Origin of the sequence: Clostridium drakei (assembly GCF_000633595.2) — a bacterium.
Lineage (GTDB): Bacteria > Bacillota > Clostridia > Clostridiales > Clostridiaceae > Clostridium_AM > Clostridium_AM drakei.
Genome location: NZ_JIBU02000012.1, coordinates 1,561 through 21,891, shown reverse-complemented (window position 1 = coordinate 21,891; position 20,331 = coordinate 1,561). Strand labels below are relative to the sequence as shown.

Genomic DNA, 20,331 nt, shown 5'->3' with positions numbered 1-20,331 from the left:
GAGTTTTTTTATTTAATATACTTTTGTTAATACAATTTTTCTTAACTTTTAAAATGTCATAAAAGATGTTGAATAATCACAAGTATCATTGAAATCTCCATTTTTCATGTCTCTCAAATATTCATAATATGCCCCACCATTTTGAGAAACTAAAACTTCTGTATTATCTACTGAACTATTTTTATTCCATTCTTCAGACATTGATTTAACCTCCTTTTTAATATAATTATTTTAACTTTTAAAATGTCATAAAAGATGCTGCATAATCACAAGTGTCATTGAAGTCTCCATTTTTCATTTCTCTTAAGTATTCATAGTATGCACTATTATTTTGAGAAACTAAAACTTCTGAATCATTTACTGAACTATTTCTATTCCATTCTGATACCATTGAATTAACCCCCTTAAAATTTACTGATTGTGATTTGCCTTGAAATTTTGACATTATTTTTCCTCCTTTCAATTACATATTTTACATTATTTTACAAAGGATATATAATAAGTTTCCAATGATAAGTTGGAAATTTATATCTAATTAATTTTAGGTATAAAAAAAACAGCCATCCACCATGGGGCGAGAAGTCTGTTCGCGGTACCACCCAAATTTTTCACTTGATTTTATAACGGCATAACCGGCACAGCTTACTATTATTTCAGCCTGCAGCTCCAGGGTGAGTTTCAATATGCAGCATTTGTGGATTTTCACCTACTTCCACTCTCTGTAAAACACTAGTCATATTTACTTGATCCCTATCTAAGCTTTTATATTATTTTATATAGTCCAAATAATTTGTATAAAAAAAACAGACCTCCGCTATGGGGCGAAGATCTGTCGCGTTACCACCCAAATTTATTACTCAATTATATAACGGCTTCCACCGGCACAGCTTACTGCTATTTCAGCCTGCAACTCCAGGGTGAGTTTCAATATGTAACATTTATGAACTTCCACCAAAATGTTCACTCTCTTTAAAATATTAACCATATTTACTTGATCCCTATCACAGTTTTTAATGTTGTATATGAGTATACCTTAGATTTTAATTTCTGTCAATACATTTTTTAATATTTTTTAAAAATTTATTTTTCAAACTATTTTGTTTTCTTAATTTTTTTCATTCTAACATTCATATTTTTTATTGTCAATACAAAAATATATTTTCGGAATATTATTTTTTTTCATTTTATTGAATGCTTTATTTCATTTTTAAGCCTTTATTTGTTTCCAATTCTCTGCATAATTTTCTAATATTTTGCGAATAACTTCTCCAATTTTTGAATAACATTCATCACTTAAATTTGCAAGAGATATTCTTATAGACCATTCAGGTCCGTGGAAGCCACTGCCACTTAAAAGTACAATTGAAGATTCTTCTGCAAGTTTTAATAGAACATCTATTGGTCTATAATTATTTTTTAAATAATTAGCAAATTCTTCACTATAATTATATTTAGCCCATTCTAATAAATCAAATTGAGTATAATACGCAGCATCAAATGGATCATTTGTAAGTTTTAAACCTAAGCCTTTAAACAACAGTTTCTGACGACGATGGCAAATATCTTTAGTTAATTTTTTATATCTATTTTCCTTATCTACTAAAGCAAACAATGAGAAAAATGCCATTTGCACCTGCTGAGGAGTAGATAATCCTGCAGTATGGTTAAGTGCTACCTGTCTACTGTCTGCCACAATTCTATCAATAAAAGGAATTGTTTCAGGATTAGTTGAAATTCCAGAATAACGTATTCTTGCTCTCTCCTTTTTATCTTCATCAAGTTCTCTAAGCAACTTATCAAATACATTATTTTCATATAACGCAATAGTTCCAAGTCTCCAACCTGTTACTCCAAAATATTTTGAAAATGAGTATACACCAAGGGTATTGTAAGGCAAATCTGCCATTAATGAATGAAAATCATCCACAAAAGTACCATATACATCATCTGAAATAATCATAAGATCAGGATTATGATTTTCCACAATTTTCTTCAAATCCTTTACTATTTCAGGCTTCATTGCTACAGAAAGAGGATTACTTGGATTAACTATAAATAAAGCTTTTATACTTGGATCACAAAGTTTTTCAAGTTCTGAATGAGAATATTGACCTGTATGTGTTCCATTGTCACCTACTTCTTCAGCTAAAAGCTCAACTACTTCAAAATTATATCTTGGTAAATGTGGAATTTCTAAATAAGGAGTAAAAATTGGAGCCATAAGTGCTATTTTATCTCCCTTTGATAATATATTATTTGCAATTAAACTGTCAAAAATATAGCACATTCCTGCAGTAGCTCCTTCTACTGCAAATAAATCAAATTTTCTTTCCAAAGGCTCGTTATAACATAGTTCTTGAATTAAATAATCATGAACTATACCTTCTACATGCTTAAGCATTCTATCTGGCTGTGGATAGTTGTCTCCAATAATACCATCTGTTAACTCATATATCCACTCGTCAGCATCAAAACCTTTTACTGTTACACCATAGTTAATCATTTTTCTTAAAAGCTGAACTCCTGGTGCATTTTCATTTTTATTTAAAAATTCTAAAAATCTAGCTGCAATTCCTGATTTTTGTGGCATGCCGCCCAAATCATTCTCACTCCATACCCTTCTACTTTCTTCCACAGCAAACTGGCCAAATGTAAAGAAGGCTTCTCTTGGTGTTGCTGCAATCCAATTTGGATTTCCTCTACCTGCATCTAATAGTGAATGTGCACTACTTTCTTTGCATTCTTCAGCTAAACTTATTAATCTGTCTTTAAGTTCAAAAGGGCTAATTTTTCCATAAACTCTCTCTATTTCTTCACGTTGAAGATTATAATTATTCATAATTTTCCTCCTGATTAATTCATCTTTTATTTAAAAAATTTTACTATATAGTTTTAATATCCTCTATTCCTATACTTAATCATCTTCCAAATCAATTTCAACTTTATCTTTCACCACCGAAGAAAGCATTATAAATGTCTCTGTATTTCCAAATCTCTGTATTTTCTCAATTAATCTTTCCAAATCTTCAATACTTCCTAACCTTGCTCGAAGAATTTTGCAATAAGGTCCAGTAACGTGATGACATTCTACTATTGAATCTTCAGTACTTATAAATTCCATAAACTTTTTAGTATTTTGCACTTTCATATCTAAATTTATAAGTACATTAATATTTTTTCCCAATTTCTCATAGTTTATAATAGCCTTGTAACCAGATATAATATTTGCATCTTCAAGCCTTTTCATTCTTTCTGCTACTGCTGGTGCACTTAAGGATACCTTTTGTGCCAGCTCCTTCATAGATATTCTTCCGTCTTCAAGAAGTATTTCAATTATTTTATAGTCAGTAATATCCATAAACACACCTCCTAAAAAAATGTTTTTAGTAAAACTTCTTCTCAAATATTTCTTTTATTTTATTTAAATCTCTTGTAACCCCTAATGCTGTTATAAGCTTAATTCTAGCCTTCTGACCAGGTAAATTGTCTCCAAGTATTACTCCTATCTCAGTAAGTTCTCTTCCTGCACCTTCATATCCATAATCCGCTGAAACTTTTCCCTTAAGACATCTTGAAACTAGAACCACAGGTATTTTCTTGCTTAAAGCATATTCTACACCTGGTACCATTTTAGGAGGAATATTTCCTCTTCCCATACCTTCTATTACTATTCCATGACTTCCAGAATCCACACAAAATCTTAAAATACTATCATCCATACCACAACCACATTTTATAAGTGCTACATTTCCATCAACTTTATCCGCAGGAATATACTGTTTTTTATTATAGCTGTAATAAAAATTAGCCTTATTGTTATCAACAATTCCAATAGGTCCAAAATCCATACTTTTAAAAGTATCTAATGAGTATGTGCTAGTTTTAGTTACTTGAGAAGCAGAATGTATTTCTTTATTCATAACTACCATTACATCCTTATTAACTGCATCTTCAGATATCACAGTATTTACTGCATCCATTAAATTAGAAGGACCATCCCATCCAAATTCAGAACTATTTTTCATTGAACCAACAAATACTACAGGCTTTGAGCCATTATAAGTCAAATCTACAAGATATGCAGTTTCCTCTAATGAATCTGTACCATGAGTAATTACTACTCCATCATAACCTTCAATTTCAACTTTTTTTCTTATTATTTTAGATAACTCTAGCATTTTTTCTGGAGTCATGTGAGGCCCTGGAACCATGCCAAAATCTAAAAAATCTATTTTTGCAATTTTTTCTATACCTGGAGTTAAATCAAGTATATCTCCACCACTCATAGATGGCACTGCTGCATTACTTTCATCTTTTTTCATGGATATTGTTCCACCAGTAAATATTATAATTACCTTTTTCATTGAACTGCTCCTTTTTATAATGTATTTGCTATGAAATAATGAATTCATCATTTAATTTAACTTTATTTTATCACATTGATTTTGTATCGTACATATTTAAAATAAGGTTATAAGCAATATACACCTTATTTAATTATTTATTTTACAAAATTTTATTTATTAAGTAATGCCAAATATACTTCTATAATATTGTTTGCAAATAAGGAAATTTTATGTAAATAAAACCTTCTTAAACTCATATTTGTAAACTTAGATATTTCTCAATTCATTTTATGTATTTATAAAAATAGGGATTAGTATTTTATATTAAATACTAATCCCATTATTTTTGAACTTCATAAAAATCACTATAACCCTAATACATCTTTAACTGTATAAAACCCTGGTGCCTTTTCTTTTAAAAATAACGCAGCCTTACAGGCACCATTGGCGAAGCACTCCCAATTATGCGCATGATGAGTAATTTCCAATCTTTCTCCCATTAGTCCAAACATGACTGTATGACTACTGGATATATCTCCTGCTCTTAAAGAATGATAACCTATCGTGCCTTCTTTTCTAGCACCTTCTCCTTCTCTTCCAAATACAGCTATATCACTTAAATTTTTACCTAGTGCTTCTGCTATAATTTCTCCCATTTCTTTAGAAGTTCCACTAGGAGCATCTTTTTTATACCTATCGTGCATTTCTACTATTTCTATATCAGACATGTTACCTATAGTTTCTGTTGAAATTTTTAAAAGCTTATACATAAGATTTACAACCATAGATGTATTGGCTGCAAAAACCACGGGAATGCTCTTTGAAATTTCTACAATTCTATTATATTGTTCTTTAGAAAATCCAGTAGTACCGCAAACCACTGCTTTTTTATATTCAAGTGCTTTTTCCATTATACTCATAGAACATTCTGGTGTAGTATAATCAATTATCACATCAGTTTTATTTATGATACTTTCAAGATTATCTACCACAACTGCTCCTACTTCAATCCCTATGGCAGAAACAACCCCGACATCCTTTCCAATATAATCTCTTCCTTTTGGTGCTAACGCTCCTACAATATTAAGCTCATTCATTTCATTAGCTATTTTTATAATAAGTTTTCCCATTTTACCCTTTGGTCCTGTTACAATTATATTCATACATTTATCTGGTTAACAAGTTAACAACACTTTATATAAAATAAAATTTTACTAACTAAAGCATATAATAATATTTAGTTATCCCAATATTACATTTTCTAATTATATGCCTAAACCAGTTTTCACCGCCTTTCCGCAAACATTTGATAATTATTCCAAAATAAGTTTGTATTTTTATTTAATATATAAACTACTGTAATATAATACTAATTTAACATACAATTAAATATAATTCTACATAAATAGTATGTTTTTTTAGAATATTTACTTTTTTCTTACTTATTGTATAACATTATTTTTTTACAAAAATAAACATAGGCATTTCTACCTATGTCCACTTTTTAATAATTTATGTTTTCAATCCTATATTAATTATTAATTATCTTACAAATTCAATTAAACCTTCCTCTAACTTAGAAATACGAGCTAATGAAAACAAATCATATCCTTTACTCATTATCATATCATGTCCAGGTTGAAAAGATTTTTCAATTACAATTCCTATTCCTTCAACTTTTGCTCCTGCTTCCTCAATTAAATGAGCTGCTCCAAGTGCTGCTTCTCCATTGGCTAGAAAGTCATCAATAATTAATATATTATCTTCCTTTGTAATATATTTTTTAGATAATGTTAATTCATAATCGCTGCCTTTAGTAAAAGAATGCACAGTAGTTTGATAAACATCTCCATCTAAATTTTTTCCTCTTTGTTTCTTTAATATTATCATTGGTAAATCCATTTGCATTGCTGTCATAACTGTTGGAGCTATTCCTGAACTTTCAATAGTAAATATTTTAGTAATGCCTCGGTCTTTAAAATAGTTTTTAAAATCAGTTCCTATTTCATACATTAACTTTGGATCTACTTGATGATTCAAAAAAGAATCTACCTTTAACACAGTTGAGGACAACGCACGTCCTTCTTCTAAAATTCTTTTGCACAATATTTCCACTATATTATCACCTCATACATTTTTGTTTAACCTTGCAGACTTAGAGATTAATTTTCCCATACGTTTTTGTCTGTACTTTAAAAAATATTTATCATACATATAACCTAGCAAACTATAATTTTCAGCATTACAAAAAACACCTCAATTTGCATTGAGGTGTTTTATTTCAGATAAATAGATATAATTATACCTAAAAACTAAAATCAATACCTCGTAGTCTGCTAATTAACGGTAGCAGGTAGAAACCTTCGGACCATATTTCCGAATATATACGAGTTTCTTGCATGATACATCACATTATATCACATTTTGTCCATAAATCAAATGGAAAAGTACCTTAATTATTTATTGTAACTTGAATAATCTTACAAAATAGCTAAATAAACTACCTGGCTTTTCATCATCATAGTAATAATGTGACAACGCATCATCAAGCCATATGATTACTACACTTAATAGATACCATGCTATACAATTATGTAAACACAGTTGTCCCAGAAAATTAAACTTATTTGATGAATAATCCCATAGATTTAAATGTAAATATAAATTAAAAAATATTCCTGTAAGAAGTTCAACTGCAGTTATCAATGAACCTCCAATAATTACCTGCTGCCACATTTTTAAATTATAATATCTAGGTTTATCATTTAAAGAACCTACAATTACTGCACAAAACCCTCCTACTAAAGACATCCACAAGGAAGTCCATCCACACAAACTCCATTTTGATATTCCATTATAACCTACTAATGACCCATCAAAAGCTCTTGTTATTATTTCTACATTTAGATAAATGCTTCCAAAAAAAATAAAATGAATTAATTTATTTTTCCAATAATGACTAGACTTATTATGTGTCATGTTATTTTGTCCTCCTATGAATATTAAAGTTTTTACTTAAACTTATAAAGCATTCTTTATATTTTAGTATTAGTTATAAAGTTAGATATATAACTTCCAAATTATTAAAATTACAATAGATATTTATGAAATTTATTAATTTTATCGAATATATTCTAAAATAAACAAAAATATCCTATAGAGTATGTAAATAGAAAACCCACTCTATAGGATATTTTCATATGAACTTATGACATACTATTTTTATTTTTAAACTTTTTGTTTGTAAAATTAGAAATAAAATTGCTAATTTTCCCAATATGAACTTGCGCTAAAAGCATACCTGTAAACATAAGCACACATCCCAAGATTCCTCTGGTTCCAAGGTTTTCATTTAAAATTAGAAAACCACCTATACTTCCAAATACTGATTCCATACTCATTATAATAGCCGCCTCGGATGGTTCAGCATTTTTTTGAGCTACAATTTGAAGCGTATATGCAACCCCAGATGAAAGAATACCTCCATATAAAATAGGTACAATGGCCATAATAATTGAACTTATAGCTATTTTTTCTACAAATAAAGCACATATTAAACTAAGTATTGAACATGTAGCAAATTGAAGGAATGCTAATTTTAAGTTATCAACTTTTTTAGCAAAATTATCTATCAAAAGTATCTGAACTGCAAAGAAAAAAGCACATATAAGCTCTAGAAAATCACCATACGCTATTGAAAATTCATCTGTTATACATAAAAAATATAATCCCACAACAGCAATTAAAGCACCAATCCAGGTATTAATACTAATATATTGTTTTAAAAATATACCAAAAATAGGTACAACCACAATATATAAACCAGTTATAAAAGCAGCTTTTCCTGCTGTAGTATGCATTATTCCAATTTGTTGAAATGATGATCCTAAAAATATAAAAATTCCTGCAGCAATTCCTGGTAAAAATGCATTTTTAAACTCCTTAGCATGTTCATGTTTCTCACCCTGATTATTATAAAAAAGAATAAGTGGAATTAAAGATATACTTCCAAGTGCAAATCTTATACCATTAAAAGTAAAAGCTCCTATATATTTTCCTCCAACTCTTTGAGCAACAAATGCAAACCCCCATATGCAAGCTGTAAGTAAAAGTAATAAATTTGATTTAATTTTTTGTGTTTTCACTAAAGTTAGCCCCCTTATTTATGCAATTTTATGTATAAATATAAGTATAATACACATTTACTAAATAGTACACCTCTTTTTTAAATCAACTAACTTTAATAACCTACCTGCCTAATATACAATAGTTAACCCTTAAAACAACAAAAGAATGGACAACTAAATTACATTTAATTGCCCATTTTTGAAATTTACTATTTTACTACAAGTTTATTTTCCAATAGTTTCATTAAAGCTTCCTACTCTATAACCTTGCAAATCCAATGTTACATATTTAAATCCAAATTCTTTTATTTTATTTGCAATAGTATCTAAAAGTTCTTCATCAAATAATTTACTTCTATCATTTCTACTTACTTCAATTCTTGCTAAATCTCCGTGACATCTCACTCTAATAGCTCTAAATCCTATGCTCATCATATACTTTTCTGCATTTTCAATTTTTACAAAATCTTCTTCTTTTAATTCATTACCATAAGGTATTCTTGTTAAAAGACATGCATATGGAGGCTTATCCCAAGTGTTAAGCTTTAATTCTTTAGAAAAAGCTCTTATTTCTGCTTTGGTCAATTTACATTCTAAAAGTGGACTTTTTACTTCTAATTCCTTTAATGCTCTAAGACCTGGTCTATAATCACTTATATCATCAAAATTTGTTCCATCAATTACATAATCATATCCTTGTTCTTTAGCTGCATTTAATATCATACTAAATACTGCTGTTTTACAAAGATAGCATCTATCTTCTGGATTATATCTAATAGAATCAATGATTGGAGCTTCTATAATCTCATGCTTAACACCTAATTCTTTAACCAGTTCCTTTGCTTCTTCTATTTCCCATTTTGGAATATATGGAGATAAAATTGTCACTGCTTTTACATTGTCACCTAATGCTTCTTTAGATACTTTAAGCAAAAATGTGCTATCCACCCCACCTGAAAATGCTAAAACTACTTTTCCTAGCCCTTTAAGATATTTTATTAGTTCTTTATACTTATCATTATTTATCATGTATGCTTTCTCACCTTTCATTTCATTTTTATAAAGGAAGCTAACATATCTATTTTTGAAAGCTCTCCTTTTCTCCCAAATAAACTCTTAAAACATTTGGAATTTCTAAATCTCTATGACCAATTCCGTATGCTACTTTTTTTATTGAAAAACCTATTTTTTCAGTAAACTCTTCAACATTAGCTGCCAGTATAGCTGCTCCTGTAGGTGTAGTTGTTTCAAATGGAACTCTTCCAATATTAATTGGTATATCTTTTAGTATTTCAACAGTTGCTGGTGCTGGTATTGGTATAATACCATGAGCACATTTAACAAAACCGCCTCCTAATTGAACTGGAGATGCAATAATTTTATCAACTTGTAAATAATCTAAACAAATAGCTGCTCCTACTATATCTATAATAGAATCAATAGCTCCTACTTCATGAAAATGCACTTCGTATAAAGTTTTTCCATGAACCTTAGCCTCTGCTTCTGCTACCTTCATAAACATATGTAAGCTTAATTTCTTAACATTATCTTTTAAATCACTTGAATTTATTATGTCCTCTATATCTTTTAAGTTTCTGTGATGATGGTCGTGAGTATTAGCACTAATATTCACATGATTACAATGTTCATGTGCATGGTGTTCACTACTTTGATGAATATGATTATGAACATGATGATCATCATTATGTTCATGTAAATCTTCTACTTTATTAATTGATTGTGAATTCATTATGACATCTACCCTAGTTCCCGTTATTCCTAGTTTTACATCCTTCTTAATTTTTATTTCATACTCTGAATCTAAATTAAGCTTTAAAAGTTCCTCTATCAAATATTCTTTAGAAACACCTAAATCTAATAATGCTGCTAAATTCATATCGCCGCTTATTCCACAAAAACAATCATAATATAATATTTTCATGCTAATCACTCCTCATAACTTTTGTATTCTTGTATTATAAATAATATCTTATCCTCTATTTAATGATATTTAATATATATAATACTATACTTTTTTAGAAATTCTTCATTTTTCACAATATTTTCACATCTTTATCTGCGATTATATCATTTTTCTAAAATAATTACCTGATTATAACAAAAATAATGTTGAATAATTTAGTATTAATATGATACTTGTACTAAGAAAGTAGAAATGGTGACTGATTAATTTTTACGCTAAAATTAAATGAGCACCAGTGTTATTCACCAGTGCTTACTTAAACAAAATTTATTTATAATAAGGGGGACTTATTATATTAAATTTTATTATGTTTTGTCCATCTAGTATAATAATTATTATATATCTCAATTGTTACATCTTTGTGTAATTTTTGTTGATTGTTTATGTATATTTTTTTAACATTTTATGAATGAATCTTTTTTCTGCCATAGGGACATACATACAAGCACATACCACATACAGGAACTTCTTCATTATTTTTCATTTCATTAAAATATCTATCACATTTTTTTACATCAAATCTCTCTTCTCGTTCTTCGCCTTCTTTGTAATTTATACCACACAGTGACTTAGTGGGACATATTTCTACACAAGCCATACAGCTTCCACATCTTTGTTCCATTTTTTCTCCTGAAGCATTTAAAGGTGCATCCGTCAATACAGTTATCCATCTTACCCTTGGTCCATGATCAGGCGTTATTAACAGGCAATTTTTGCCTATCCATCCATGTCCAGCTAACCTTGCTGCAAGCTTATGTGAAAATGCTGCGTTTATATAATCACTATTTACTCTTTCTGCTGCAGATATTGGAAGTGCTCTGTATCCTTCCTTATTTATATATGAGCTTATTATTGAAGCTACATTATCCAACCTGTTATTTATAACTTCATAACAATGATTATATTCTATTTTTACAATATTATTAGACTCATTTAAGTGATCAACAATAGTAGAGGGAAACACAATTCCCATTGAAATAGCTCTTGGATAACCAGCTACAAACTCTCCACCATATTTAACAATTTCACTTTCATATTCACTTATATCTGCAACTCCATAATAGTCAATCATAAAATTGTTTAATATTTTTTTTATATTTTCTTCAACCATAAAAACATCCCCTTATATTTTTAAATTATTTATACTAAAATATTACTTAATATTAAACCCTTTTGCTGTATTTCTTCTATAACCTTTAGTATAATTAATATTAAGTATTTTTTTAAATATACGTGACCTTTCCATTATAGAAATTAGTAGATTTGCTATAAAAGTACCTACTACAAACATTCCAAAGTATAAAATTATGTTTACTAATATAGATAAATGATACATATATTTATTTATATCCATTATTATCAAGATTGGTACCAATTCTAGAATTAGAAACATACTTAACTTTATTACAGACAATTGAATTGATTTTTGTGGACATGTGTTTATGCATCTTTGACAGCTTTCACAATTGCTGCTCCACTTAGGTTTTCCATTATACATACTTATTACTTTTGCTGGACAAACTTTTTCGCATCTTCCACAGCCAATACATGTGTCATCTGCTATAAATGTTTTTCCCAAAATCCTTCTTCCTAAATTAATAAACATAATAAAAACAGCCCAGCTCACTGCTAATTCTATAGTGTTTAGTTTCTTAAAACTTTCTTCATTATCAATTATTCTTTTTGTTATTTCCATTATTCTAATCTCTGCAGCTTTAAACACCTTTTCTTCTGTTTCTTTAGTTTGAGGACTTAAAATTTGAGTAAAATTATAAGTATAAATAACCATATCAGTAAGAAATACTCTAAATCCTCTTTTATCTAATATATATTTCACATGACTTAAGGATTGTCCTTCAGCTCCAGCAGATGTGCACAAAATAGCCGTCTTACATTCACTGGAAACCTTAAGCTTTAAAATATATTTTAACATAATTGAAGGGGTTCCAAAACCATAAACAGGAAAACAAAATATGTGAAATTCATAATCACTTAATTTTCTAATCTTATCTCTTTCAATATTTAATAAATCCACTTCAAGGCCCATACTTATTAATTGGCTTTCTATTGTCTTAACCATATGATAAGTATTTCCTGTTCCTGAAAAATAATGAATAAGATATTTACACATAAATAATAATCCTCCTTTATTATTTACCAAACATACTATTTACAACACTCCAAAATACATCAATATCATCATTAATTTCCTCTGGTTTAAAACCAACTACCCTAAGCATACTTATTCCTATGTACAATGCCATTACTGCATAAGCAGATTTGCTTGCATCTGTTTCTTTAAAAATACCAATCTCATTTCCATAAGAAATAATTGATAAAATACCCTTATAATCATCTTTATATACCTCTTGCAAAACTGATTGTAAATTTGTATCTAGCATTGCTCTTGAAAAGAAGCTTACAAACAATTTAGCTTTTTTAGCTGGAGGTATATTCATTGCTTCTACTCCACGAATTTCAGACACATTTATTTTAAGTTCAGCTTCCTTATCAATATTGTAGTACTCCGGCAGAGCATTCTTTTGAACTATTTGAAGAATCTCAAAAGGTTTCATATTCTCTCTAACCTCACTATTTATCTTTGTATTATAGTAACTTAAAAATGATTTAAAAGCTTCAAGAATAAGATTGTCCTTGCTTTTAAAATAGTAGCTGATAACACCCTTTGAGCAATCAGCCTCTTTTGCCACCATGTCTAATGACATCTTTTCTATTCCTACCATACAAATACACTCTAATGTTGAATTAATTATTTGACTTTTTCTTATAGGCTCCATTCCAACTTTAGGCATGCAATTCCTCCTATTATTTATTTTGACCAGTCATCTTAAAAAAATTATATCACAATTTATAATAAAAAACAATTACAGGTTGACACGGCAAAAGAAGGAATTGCATTCACAGAAAAAATAAGTTCTATGTCAAAACAATTTAGTTACCTCCCAAAAATATAATAATATCTTTCTACATAAAATTATATACAGGCTGTAAATAATTTTTAAATTTACTACCTGTACATTTAATTTAAAACTTTTCACAACAAATTAATACTCTATACAATCTCCATTTTCTGGAATGTTCACCTGTGTTAAAAGTAATTTATCCTTTAAAAAGTTTCTTAGTTTTTTTCTCGTAAGCATGCAGTGATTCCAAGCTTCCATATGAACAACAATTACTTTGGAATTTGGTGCCTTATTACAAATATTAAATATATCTTCTTTGTCCATAGTAATAGGAATACCTCCCTCTGTCAGCTGTGCAGCCCCTGCAAAACTAATAATTATTTCAGGTACATAAGCTTCCAATGCTTGTTCTACCTCTGAACACCATACTGAATCACCTGTTATATATAAAGAAGGTTCATTTTTATTCTTAATAACATATCCTGAAACTGTTCCCATTTCTTTTGCAGTTTCACCTTTACCATGTTGTCCACCTACTCTGTTAAAAGTTATATTATTCCAAGAACATACTTTTTTAATTGCATTAACACATCGAAATCCTTTTTCTTTCACCTTCATCTCATCTTCGGCTTGACAAAATATAGGTATGTCTTTAGATATTAACCTTGCTGCAGTTTCATCAAAATGATCATTATGCATATGAGTTAAAAGAACTGCATCAATCTCTACAATATCATTAATACTAATTGGTAATTCTATCAAAGGGTTTTTATTTTTATTTGAAACATTAGGAATACAATCCATTGTTCCTTTTTTACTAAGCACCGGGTCAACTAAAATCACCTTATTATTTATAGTTAACTTTATGGTTGCATGACGTATAAGCTGAATTTTCATAGTTTTTCCTCCTTTTATATGATATATTAATTATATGTCATATTGCTTTTACTCGGAGAAAGTAGTTGTATGTTTTCAGTTACACCATGAAAGGAAGTTTATAATTATGCTTGATCAAACAGATATAAAAATTTTAAACTTATTAAAGGAAAACTCTAGGCTTCAATGGCGTGAAATTGGAGAATTAGTTCATTTAACAGGCCAAGCAGTAGCAAATAGAATTAAGAAAATGGAACAAAGTGGAGTTATTGAAAAGTATACTATAATTTCAAATAACTCCAAGCCTGGTAAAAGTCTAACTGCATATATAACTGTTTTTATGAAAACCTCTAACCATCCTGCTTTTATACAATTTGTTAAAAGTAATAAAGTAATAGTTGAATGTCACAGAATTAGTGGAGATGGCTGTTATTTACTAAAGGCAAATGTAACTAATGAAGAAAATCTTATGTGCTTGTTAAATAAAATTTTAGACTTTGGAAATTATCGTCTTAATATATCTATTGATAGAATAAAATAACTTTTCAAAATTACTATTTTCGTCCTAAAAAATAAAATCCATTAGATCTATTTCCATTCATAGTTGTATATGTAACTTGTTCTAAAGCTATATACTCAAAAAAATCACATAATTCTTTAATCCATTTAATATTATGATGCCTAACAACAGCTCCTTCTGACAATTCAAATACTCCATATTTTCGGTACTTGTTTTCAAATTCTTTATATCTTTTCAAATTACGTTCATCTGAATTAAGTAAAAAATCATTTATATAAATAACCCCATTTGGCTTTAAAACTCTCTTTATTTCTTTTATCAAATCCAATTGTTCTTTATCATCAATAATACAAGTTAAAACTGCAAATAATATAACAGCATCACAACTGTTATTCTCAAATTCAATTTCTTTTCTATTTTTAACCCTTAAATCTAAATATGGATATTGATTTTTTCCACGTTCAATCATTTTTTCAGAAAAATCAATACCTACTAAATTACCATATCCATGCTTATATAATTGTTGTAATGTTCTACCATAACCACAACCAACATCTAAAATGAAGGCATCCTTTCCGACTACTTTTTCAAAAGCTTCAAAATGAAATGGTGTTGTAAATTCTTTTTTATACGCAACATTATTCCAATATAATTCTTGTTTCATTTCATTATTCCTCCTAATTCTTCTAGAAAATTAATTGAAGTATACCATCAATTTCGATACAATAATATGAGAAATATCATACTGTTTTTTATGGAGGTATAAACAAATGAAATATTATAATAAAAACTTGTTAGTATCATATCTTAAAAAATATCCTATACAACAGTATTTTTCTTTAAATATACTTCCTTTTTTAAGCTTAGTAGAATTTGATGATGGAGATTTCATTTGCAAAGAAGGTTGTTTACCCTCTTATTTATTTTATATGGTAAAAGGAAATGCTAAACTTTATCTAACTCATAGAAATGGTAAAGTATCTCTTATAAATTTTTTAAAAGCACCCTGTTTTATTGGTGAAATGGAATTAATCAAAGCTCAACAATGCACCAATGGAGTGCAAGCTTTATGCAAATGTATTTGCTTTTGCTTTGATATATCAAAGTGCAGCAAATTACTTTTAGATGATAAAGTTTTCTTAAAGTATCTTTGTTATTTTCTTAGTAAAAAAGCTATTGAAAATACAACAAATTATACGCAAAATCAAGCATATCCTCTAAAAAACAGATTAGCTTCTTTCATTCTACTAACAAATAATAATGGATTATATGTTGAAAAACATTCTGAAGTGTGTGAATATTTAGGAGTAAGTTATCGTCATTTATTATATGTTATTGCTGATTTTTGCAAATCAGACATACTCAAGAAAACAACAAATGGATATAAAATAGTAAATATGAAATTACTTAATAAAATATCAAAAAACTAATTTATATTCTTCTCATTTGTGCATTGATTGTTAATTTTAAAATTAAGTTTAAAATTAACAAAATATATAGTATCATTAAATTAAATTTTATTGAAAGAGATGGTGACAAATTATGATAAGAATAATATCTAAAAACACATTAAAGGACGGAAAAAGAGATGAGTTCTTAAAAATAACAAAAGAATTAATAGAAAAAACTAGAAAAGAAGATGGCTGCATAGCTTATCATCTATTTGAAGATATAAATAATCCTTTAATACTTACCTTCGTAGAAGACTGGAGAGATGAAGAAGCAATTAAAAATCATAATAATACTGAACACTTTAAAAGAATAGTTCCTCAATTTGGCGATCTTCGTATAGGTAAAAGTGAGCTAAATAAATATACAGAAGTATAATAATTCATGTTTCAAATAATAACTTTAATACATAATTAATTTAAATTACCACAAAGAAGAAAATCAATTCCTATTTTGTGGTAATTTTTTGTTCTATTAATCAATTTTTTTATTTAAAATTGAAAGCATATAATCAGGAATATTCTTATTTTTACCTTTTATAAGCTCCATTGTTGTAACCTTAGGCTTTCTAGTAGACATTTTCATTTTTCCATCTTCACCTTTTGAACTCATAATTCTTAAAAGCCAGTTATCATTATCTACAAATTCATAATCATCACGTATGTGGGTACCCCTACTTTCTTTTCTCATAAGAGCAGCTCTTACACCTGCTTCTACACAAGTTGAAAGGTTTCTAACCTGTATTGCTTCTATCCACTCATAGTTATAAACCCTATTTTTACTTTTAGTACTTATTTCCTCAATAGCATACTCTTGCATTTGCAAAACTTCATCTAAAGCTTTTGTAAGTCCTTCTTCATTTCTTCTAAAATTAAAGCCAACATCAGCTGTTTTTTCTATATTTTTGTGTATTTTTATAGGGCTTATTCCTTCTTTTCTTTCAAGAGGTAAAAGTATGTCTTTAATTATACTATCAATATTTGTATTTTTCATAATTGAATTATTTACATTTTGTATATATTCACAAGCAGACAATGCTGATCTATACCCCTGTACCAGCATTTCAATGAGTCCATCTGCAACCCTCATAGCTCCAAACACACCACTTGTAGTTTCACCAGCTGCATAAAGTCCTGGTACTCCAGTATACATGTTTTCATCTACTTCAATGCCACCCATGCTGTATTCACAGCCAATACCTACTTCCCATGGAATACCAGTTCTAATATTTTCAACAAAAGTATTCAGATTGTTTCCTTGATAAAATCCTTTTCTATACCACATACTCATTAATGACTCAGATTTTTTTAATGCTTTTTCATAAATATCAAAAGGTATATTAGAATAATCAAAATATACTCCTCCATTTGGAGTTCCTTTTCCTCTTGCAATTTGATCTCCATAATAATACGTAAATATAAGTTTTCCCATTTCACTTTCCTTAGCCGTTTTAAGTAAAGTTTCAGGTATATTATCTAAAATTGATTCTCCTTTACCATTTTTAACAATTGGCATAAGCATACTGGAATGTAAGAAAGGATAAATTGAACCTTTATATACTGATGGTGATAGGGCAACTGCTGGTATATATAATAAAAATTCCATATCTGCAAGCTTTGCTCCTGCACGATATGCCATAGCCATGCCATCACCAGTCATATCAGAAACAGTACACTTAAAGGAATAGGGTTGATATCCTCCAGTTGCCAAAATAACTGACTTTGATCTAATTTCAATAATCTCTCCTGAATATATATCTATTCCAATTGCGCCTACAGCTCTTCCCTCTTCCATTAAAACATCTGCAACTATAAAATCTTGTATAACATCAATGCTACCTACCTCAAAAACTCCATATCGGCATCCATCTGCGACAGCTTTTCCTGATGTTATATATCCTTCTTCTCCAAAGAATACAACCTTATGTCCTGCTTTTTCAATCCACTGTTTGAGTTTCCAGCAGCATTCACCACAATCATTAACAAACTGCTCAACCATGTTTTGATCACTTAGGTAAAAAGACTGTTTCACAATTTGTTTAAATAAGTCTTCTTTTGTACTTTTAGGATCTGCTTCCCTGACTCCATATTTGTAATATGCAGTTTCTCCATCCATAGAAAATCCTGCTCCTGCCATAATAGCATTACCACTTTTTCCAAGCTTTCCTTTTACTGCAAGAAGTACTTTTGCTCCTTTTTCAGCAGCTGTTACAGCTGCCATTGATCCTGCTCCAGAGCCACCAACAACTAATATATCCGTATTAATTATCTTATCTATTTTCATCTTAATTATCTCCTTACTCTTATAACTTTTCTAAATTAAACTTGCAAACTTTATCACCCTTTGCAATACAATAAGGTCTTTCTAACTTCATACCAAAACTTTCAAATAAAATATTGTCTATAGCACAATATAAATGCCCTACCTCCATACCAGCTTTTCCATACTGTGACCATATATCCCCCATAGGACAATAAGTAATTTCTAAATGGTTATTATTTGAATACTTCCAACCTGTTGAAGGCATATCCCTTACAGCAGCATATGTTGTTATATCATCTTCATCCAATCCTCTTTCATTTGCTTCAGCCTTCATAGCCTTTACCCTTGCTTCACCAAATTTATTTATTGCAGATGAAATTGCTTCACCTCCACTATCTTTCCCCATTCTTTCAACCATTTCATGTGCCATAAAATAATATAGTTCAGCCATAAGCTTTGCATATCTCACTTCAGGATTTTCACTACTTTTTAAATTACTCATTTTATTTCCCTCCACTTTATTTTTAGTTAACTCAACTTTCGCTTAATATGAGCATATTGCTAAAATTCAATAGTTAAAAAAGAAGAATTAATAGCTATTTAGTAACTAAATCTTTTATTAATTTTTTTCCTTTTAAAGGTTCAAGAACAATTTCTTTACTATCCTCTACTATGTGTGTACATGCAAGAGCAGGCTTACCATTAATCATAAGTGTGCATCTTCCACAAATTCCATGGCCGCAAGTACTGTGTTTGTAATAACTAAGACTGCTGTCACAATGTTCCTGTATATAATCAAGAACATTCATTACAGTCCATTTTTCTTTAAAGACTACTGGAACATCAAAATAATCATAATGCTCACTGTTTTCTAATGTTGATTCAAATCGATATACTTTTACTCTCATTTCAAAACCTCCGATTGTAATAATTTTTGAACATAGTAATTTACGAACTTCGTAATATTTTATTAAAAAAATTTGGACAAATTCAAATATATTAAAATTAAATATTTGAATTCATACCAAATCTTCTATTCTTATTTATATAGAACCTGCTAGTTTTTTAAGAAACTTAATAAGAAAATTTTTTTCTTCTTCACTTTCTGTTGCTTCTAAATATTTTCTAGCAACAGCATAGTCAAATTTCATATGTTCATCCTGAATATCTTTCCCTAAATCAGTAATTTCAAGATTAAAAGAACGTCTATCTTCTGGACTTATAACTCTTTTCAAAATCCCGCGCTTTTCAAGACGATTTATAACACTTGTCAATGTACTATTAGGTATTTTTAATATATTTAATAAGTCTTTTATCTGTTTTCCTGGATTTTCTGTTACTACTCTTAAAACCCTAAAATCAACCATTGATATTCCTTTAGTTTTATCTGAGTACTCGTTCATAAAATTGCTGCTCATCATTTTATATATAAGTTCATGTATAGCAGCATCAACAATTTTAACATCTTCATCATTTATCATGGTGTATTTTTTCCTTATTTCGTAATATTTTGATCACGTAATAATATTAAAGCAATTCATAAAATTTGTCAAGGAAATTATTCCATTTCATGATAATTATTATCTAGTTTATATATATTTCAGCTATTTTAATAATGTCTTATGGCACAGCCTGCAAAAAATAATAAGTCATTTTAAGGCATTTTTTTAAAATAGAAATCAAATACTTTTTAAACTAAACATATTAGACAAACGGCGGGCTACGCCTTAATTTTAAGTGTTATAAATATGATTATGTCTTACTAAAATTACCTATAATAATATAATTATATGTGTACACTTGAAGTTACTAGTTTGAATTTTAACTTTTATGTAGTGATATA

General features: G+C 28.8%; 22 protein-coding genes, 1 pseudogene, 1 riboswitch and 2 other annotated features. Of the genes and pseudogenes, 3 read left to right on the top strand and 20 right to left on the bottom strand.

Going from position 1 to position 20,331, the window contains the following annotated elements:
• Positions 1-48: 48 nt before the first annotated feature.
• From EG57_RS26700 to EG57_RS0205755, 15 genes and pseudogenes are all read right to left on the bottom strand, one after another.
• Positions 49-201, bottom strand: a complete 153-nt coding sequence (locus EG57_RS26700) for a hypothetical protein (protein WP_007059937.1) — start codon at positions 199-201, stop codon at positions 49-51.
• Positions 202-238: 37 nt separating this feature from the next.
• Positions 239-445 (bottom strand): hypothetical protein, encoded by a 207-nt coding sequence (locus EG57_RS0205820; protein ID WP_029161968.1) that lies wholly within the window; start codon positions 443-445, stop codon positions 239-241.
• 122 nt (positions 446-567) lie between these two features.
• Positions 568-766: a binding site (T-box leader), on the bottom strand.
• Positions 767-814: 48 nt separating this feature from the next.
• Positions 815-1,014: a binding site (T-box leader), on the bottom strand.
• 193 nt (positions 1,015-1,207) lie between these two features.
• Positions 1,208-2,839: an aspartate 4-decarboxylase gene (gene aspD, locus EG57_RS0205815; protein ID WP_032076331.1), complete on the bottom strand. Its 1,632-nt coding sequence runs from the start codon at positions 2,837-2,839 to the stop codon at positions 1,208-1,210.
• Positions 2,840-2,914: 75 nt separating this feature from the next.
• Positions 2,915-3,358, bottom strand: a complete 444-nt coding sequence (locus EG57_RS0205810) for an Lrp/AsnC family transcriptional regulator (RefSeq protein ID WP_032076330.1) — start codon at positions 3,356-3,358, stop codon at positions 2,915-2,917.
• A gap of 25 nt (positions 3,359-3,383) precedes the next feature.
• Positions 3,384-4,364 carry an asparaginase gene (locus EG57_RS0205805; RefSeq protein ID WP_032076329.1) on the bottom strand — a complete coding sequence of 327 codons (981 nt, stop codon included), beginning with the start codon at positions 4,362-4,364 and terminating at the stop codon, positions 3,384-3,386.
• A gap of 347 nt (positions 4,365-4,711) precedes the next feature.
• The gene (gene dapB, locus EG57_RS0205800; RefSeq protein WP_032076328.1) at positions 4,712-5,509 is read right to left on the bottom strand and encodes a 4-hydroxy-tetrahydrodipicolinate reductase; all 798 of its coding nucleotides are present in this window, start codon (positions 5,507-5,509) and stop codon (positions 4,712-4,714) included.
• 379 nt (positions 5,510-5,888) lie between these two features.
• A complete protein-coding gene (locus EG57_RS0205795) occupies positions 5,889-6,461 on the bottom strand; it encodes a xanthine phosphoribosyltransferase (protein WP_032076327.1) in 573 nt (190 codons plus the stop codon).
• A gap of 194 nt (positions 6,462-6,655) precedes the next feature.
• Positions 6,656-6,756: riboswitch (purine riboswitch) on the bottom strand.
• 50 nt (positions 6,757-6,806) lie between these two features.
• Positions 6,807-7,325 (bottom strand): putative ABC transporter permease, encoded by a 519-nt coding sequence (locus EG57_RS0205790; RefSeq protein ID WP_032076326.1) that lies wholly within the window; start codon positions 7,323-7,325, stop codon positions 6,807-6,809.
• Positions 7,326-7,552: 227 nt separating this feature from the next.
• Positions 7,553-8,491 (bottom strand): DMT family transporter, encoded by a 939-nt coding sequence (locus tag EG57_RS0205785; RefSeq protein ID WP_032076325.1) that lies wholly within the window; start codon positions 8,489-8,491, stop codon positions 7,553-7,555.
• 207 nt (positions 8,492-8,698) lie between these two features.
• The gene (gene larE / locus EG57_RS0205780; RefSeq protein WP_032076561.1) at positions 8,699-9,502 is read right to left on the bottom strand and encodes an ATP-dependent sacrificial sulfur transferase LarE; all 804 of its coding nucleotides are present in this window, start codon (positions 9,500-9,502) and stop codon (positions 8,699-8,701) included.
• A gap of 55 nt (positions 9,503-9,557) precedes the next feature.
• A pseudogene (larC, locus tag EG57_RS25135) lies at positions 9,558-10,415 on the bottom strand (nickel pincer cofactor biosynthesis protein LarC); the annotation flags it as partial.
• Positions 10,416-10,860: 445 nt separating this feature from the next.
• Positions 10,861-11,568 (bottom strand): 4Fe-4S double cluster binding domain-containing protein, encoded by a 708-nt coding sequence (locus tag EG57_RS0205770; protein WP_032076324.1) that lies wholly within the window; start codon positions 11,566-11,568, stop codon positions 10,861-10,863.
• 42 nt (positions 11,569-11,610) lie between these two features.
• Positions 11,611-12,588 (bottom strand): EFR1 family ferrodoxin, encoded by a 978-nt coding sequence (locus tag EG57_RS0205765; protein ID WP_032076323.1) that lies wholly within the window; start codon positions 12,586-12,588, stop codon positions 11,611-11,613.
• Positions 12,589-12,607: 19 nt separating this feature from the next.
• Complete coding sequence (locus tag EG57_RS0205760; protein ID WP_032076322.1) at positions 12,608-13,270, bottom strand: TetR family transcriptional regulator; 663 nt, start codon at positions 13,268-13,270, stop codon at positions 12,608-12,610.
• 252 nt (positions 13,271-13,522) lie between these two features.
• Positions 13,523-14,278, bottom strand: coding sequence for an MBL fold metallo-hydrolase (locus tag EG57_RS0205755; RefSeq protein ID WP_032076321.1), 756 nt, complete (start codon positions 14,276-14,278; stop codon positions 13,523-13,525).
• A gap of 106 nt (positions 14,279-14,384) precedes the next feature.
• Between EG57_RS0205755 and EG57_RS0205750 the strand changes: the two genes are divergently transcribed.
• On the top strand, positions 14,385-14,798 hold the full coding sequence (locus EG57_RS0205750) for an Lrp/AsnC family transcriptional regulator (protein WP_029161956.1): 414 nt from the start codon (positions 14,385-14,387) through the stop codon (positions 14,796-14,798).
• 13 nt (positions 14,799-14,811) lie between these two features.
• Here EG57_RS0205750 and EG57_RS0205745 read toward each other — a convergent pair whose 3' ends face one another.
• Positions 14,812-15,441, bottom strand: coding sequence for a class I SAM-dependent methyltransferase (locus tag EG57_RS0205745; RefSeq protein WP_032076320.1), 630 nt, complete (start codon positions 15,439-15,441; stop codon positions 14,812-14,814).
• Positions 15,442-15,547: 106 nt separating this feature from the next.
• Here EG57_RS0205745 and yeiL point away from each other — a divergent pair, with 106 nt between their 5' ends.
• Positions 15,548-16,207: a transcriptional regulator YeiL gene (gene yeiL / locus EG57_RS0205740; protein ID WP_032076319.1), complete on the top strand. Its 660-nt coding sequence runs from the start codon at positions 15,548-15,550 to the stop codon at positions 16,205-16,207.
• A 112-nt stretch (positions 16,208-16,319) separates the two neighbouring features.
• The gene (locus EG57_RS0205735) at positions 16,320-16,604 is read left to right on the top strand and encodes a putative quinol monooxygenase (protein WP_029161952.1); all 285 of its coding nucleotides are present in this window, start codon (positions 16,320-16,322) and stop codon (positions 16,602-16,604) included.
• 96 nt (positions 16,605-16,700) lie between these two features.
• Here EG57_RS0205735 and EG57_RS0205730 read toward each other — a convergent pair whose 3' ends face one another.
• From EG57_RS0205730 to EG57_RS0205715, 4 genes are all read right to left on the bottom strand, one after another.
• Entirely contained in the window at positions 16,701-18,509 is a 1,809-nt protein-coding gene (locus tag EG57_RS0205730; protein ID WP_032076318.1) for an FAD-dependent oxidoreductase, read from the bottom strand.
• A 19-nt stretch (positions 18,510-18,528) separates the two neighbouring features.
• The gene (locus EG57_RS0205725; RefSeq protein ID WP_032076317.1) at positions 18,529-18,990 is read right to left on the bottom strand and encodes an L-2-amino-thiazoline-4-carboxylic acid hydrolase; all 462 of its coding nucleotides are present in this window, start codon (positions 18,988-18,990) and stop codon (positions 18,529-18,531) included.
• Between the two features lie 94 nt (positions 18,991-19,084).
• Positions 19,085-19,396: a 2Fe-2S iron-sulfur cluster-binding protein gene (locus EG57_RS0205720; protein WP_032076316.1), complete on the bottom strand. Its 312-nt coding sequence runs from the start codon at positions 19,394-19,396 to the stop codon at positions 19,085-19,087.
• Positions 19,397-19,531: 135 nt separating this feature from the next.
• Positions 19,532-19,969 (bottom strand): MarR family winged helix-turn-helix transcriptional regulator, encoded by a 438-nt coding sequence (locus EG57_RS0205715; protein WP_032076315.1) that lies wholly within the window; start codon positions 19,967-19,969, stop codon positions 19,532-19,534.
• Between the last annotated feature and the right edge of the window lie 362 nt (positions 19,970-20,331).

Excerpts from the sequence above, each read along its gene's own strand:
- EG57_RS26700 (WP_007059937.1), bottom strand. The coding sequence starts at position 201 with ATGTCTGAAGAATGGAATAAAAATAGTTCAGTAGATAATACAGAAGTT.
- EG57_RS0205820 (WP_029161968.1), bottom strand. The coding sequence starts at position 445 with ATGTCAAAATTTCAAGGCAAATCACAATCAGTAAATTTTAAGGGGGTT.
- aspD (WP_032076331.1), bottom strand. The coding sequence starts at position 2,839 with ATGAATAATTATAATCTTCAACGTGAAGAAATAGAGAGAGTTTATGGA.
- EG57_RS0205810 (WP_032076330.1), bottom strand. The coding sequence starts at position 3,358 with ATGGATATTACTGACTATAAAATAATTGAAATACTTCTTGAAGACGGA.
- EG57_RS0205805 (WP_032076329.1), bottom strand. The coding sequence starts at position 4,364 with ATGAAAAAGGTAATTATAATATTTACTGGTGGAACAATATCCATGAAA.
- dapB (WP_032076328.1), bottom strand. The coding sequence starts at position 5,509 with ATGAATATAATTGTAACAGGACCAAAGGGTAAAATGGGAAAACTTATT.
- EG57_RS0205790 (WP_032076326.1), bottom strand. The coding sequence starts at position 7,325 with ATGACACATAATAAGTCTAGTCATTATTGGAAAAATAAATTAATTCAT.
- larE (WP_032076561.1), bottom strand. The coding sequence starts at position 9,502 with ATGATAAATAATGATAAGTATAAAGAACTAATAAAATATCTTAAAGGG.
- EG57_RS0205770 (WP_032076324.1), bottom strand. The coding sequence starts at position 11,568 with ATGGTTGAAGAAAATATAAAAAAAATATTAAACAATTTTATGATTGAC.
- EG57_RS0205765 (WP_032076323.1), bottom strand. The coding sequence starts at position 12,588 with ATGTGTAAATATCTTATTCATTATTTTTCAGGAACAGGAAATACTTAT.
- EG57_RS0205760 (WP_032076322.1), bottom strand. The coding sequence starts at position 13,270 with ATGCCTAAAGTTGGAATGGAGCCTATAAGAAAAAGTCAAATAATTAAT.
- EG57_RS0205755 (WP_032076321.1), bottom strand. The coding sequence starts at position 14,278 with ATGAAAATTCAGCTTATACGTCATGCAACCATAAAGTTAACTATAAAT.
- EG57_RS0205750 (WP_029161956.1), top strand. The coding sequence starts at position 14,385 with ATGCTTGATCAAACAGATATAAAAATTTTAAACTTATTAAAGGAAAAC.
- EG57_RS0205745 (WP_032076320.1), bottom strand. The coding sequence starts at position 15,441 with ATGAAACAAGAATTATATTGGAATAATGTTGCGTATAAAAAAGAATTT.
- yeiL (WP_032076319.1), top strand. The coding sequence starts at position 15,548 with ATGAAATATTATAATAAAAACTTGTTAGTATCATATCTTAAAAAATAT.
- EG57_RS0205735 (WP_029161952.1), top strand. The coding sequence starts at position 16,320 with ATGATAAGAATAATATCTAAAAACACATTAAAGGACGGAAAAAGAGAT.
- EG57_RS0205730 (WP_032076318.1), bottom strand. The coding sequence starts at position 18,509 with ATGAAAATAGATAAGATAATTAATACGGATATATTAGTTGTTGGTGGC.
- EG57_RS0205725 (WP_032076317.1), bottom strand. The coding sequence starts at position 18,990 with ATGAGTAATTTAAAAAGTAGTGAAAATCCTGAAGTGAGATATGCAAAG.
- EG57_RS0205720 (WP_032076316.1), bottom strand. The coding sequence starts at position 19,396 with ATGAGAGTAAAAGTATATCGATTTGAATCAACATTAGAAAACAGTGAG.
- EG57_RS0205715 (WP_032076315.1), bottom strand. The coding sequence starts at position 19,969 with ATGATAAATGATGAAGATGTTAAAATTGTTGATGCTGCTATACATGAA.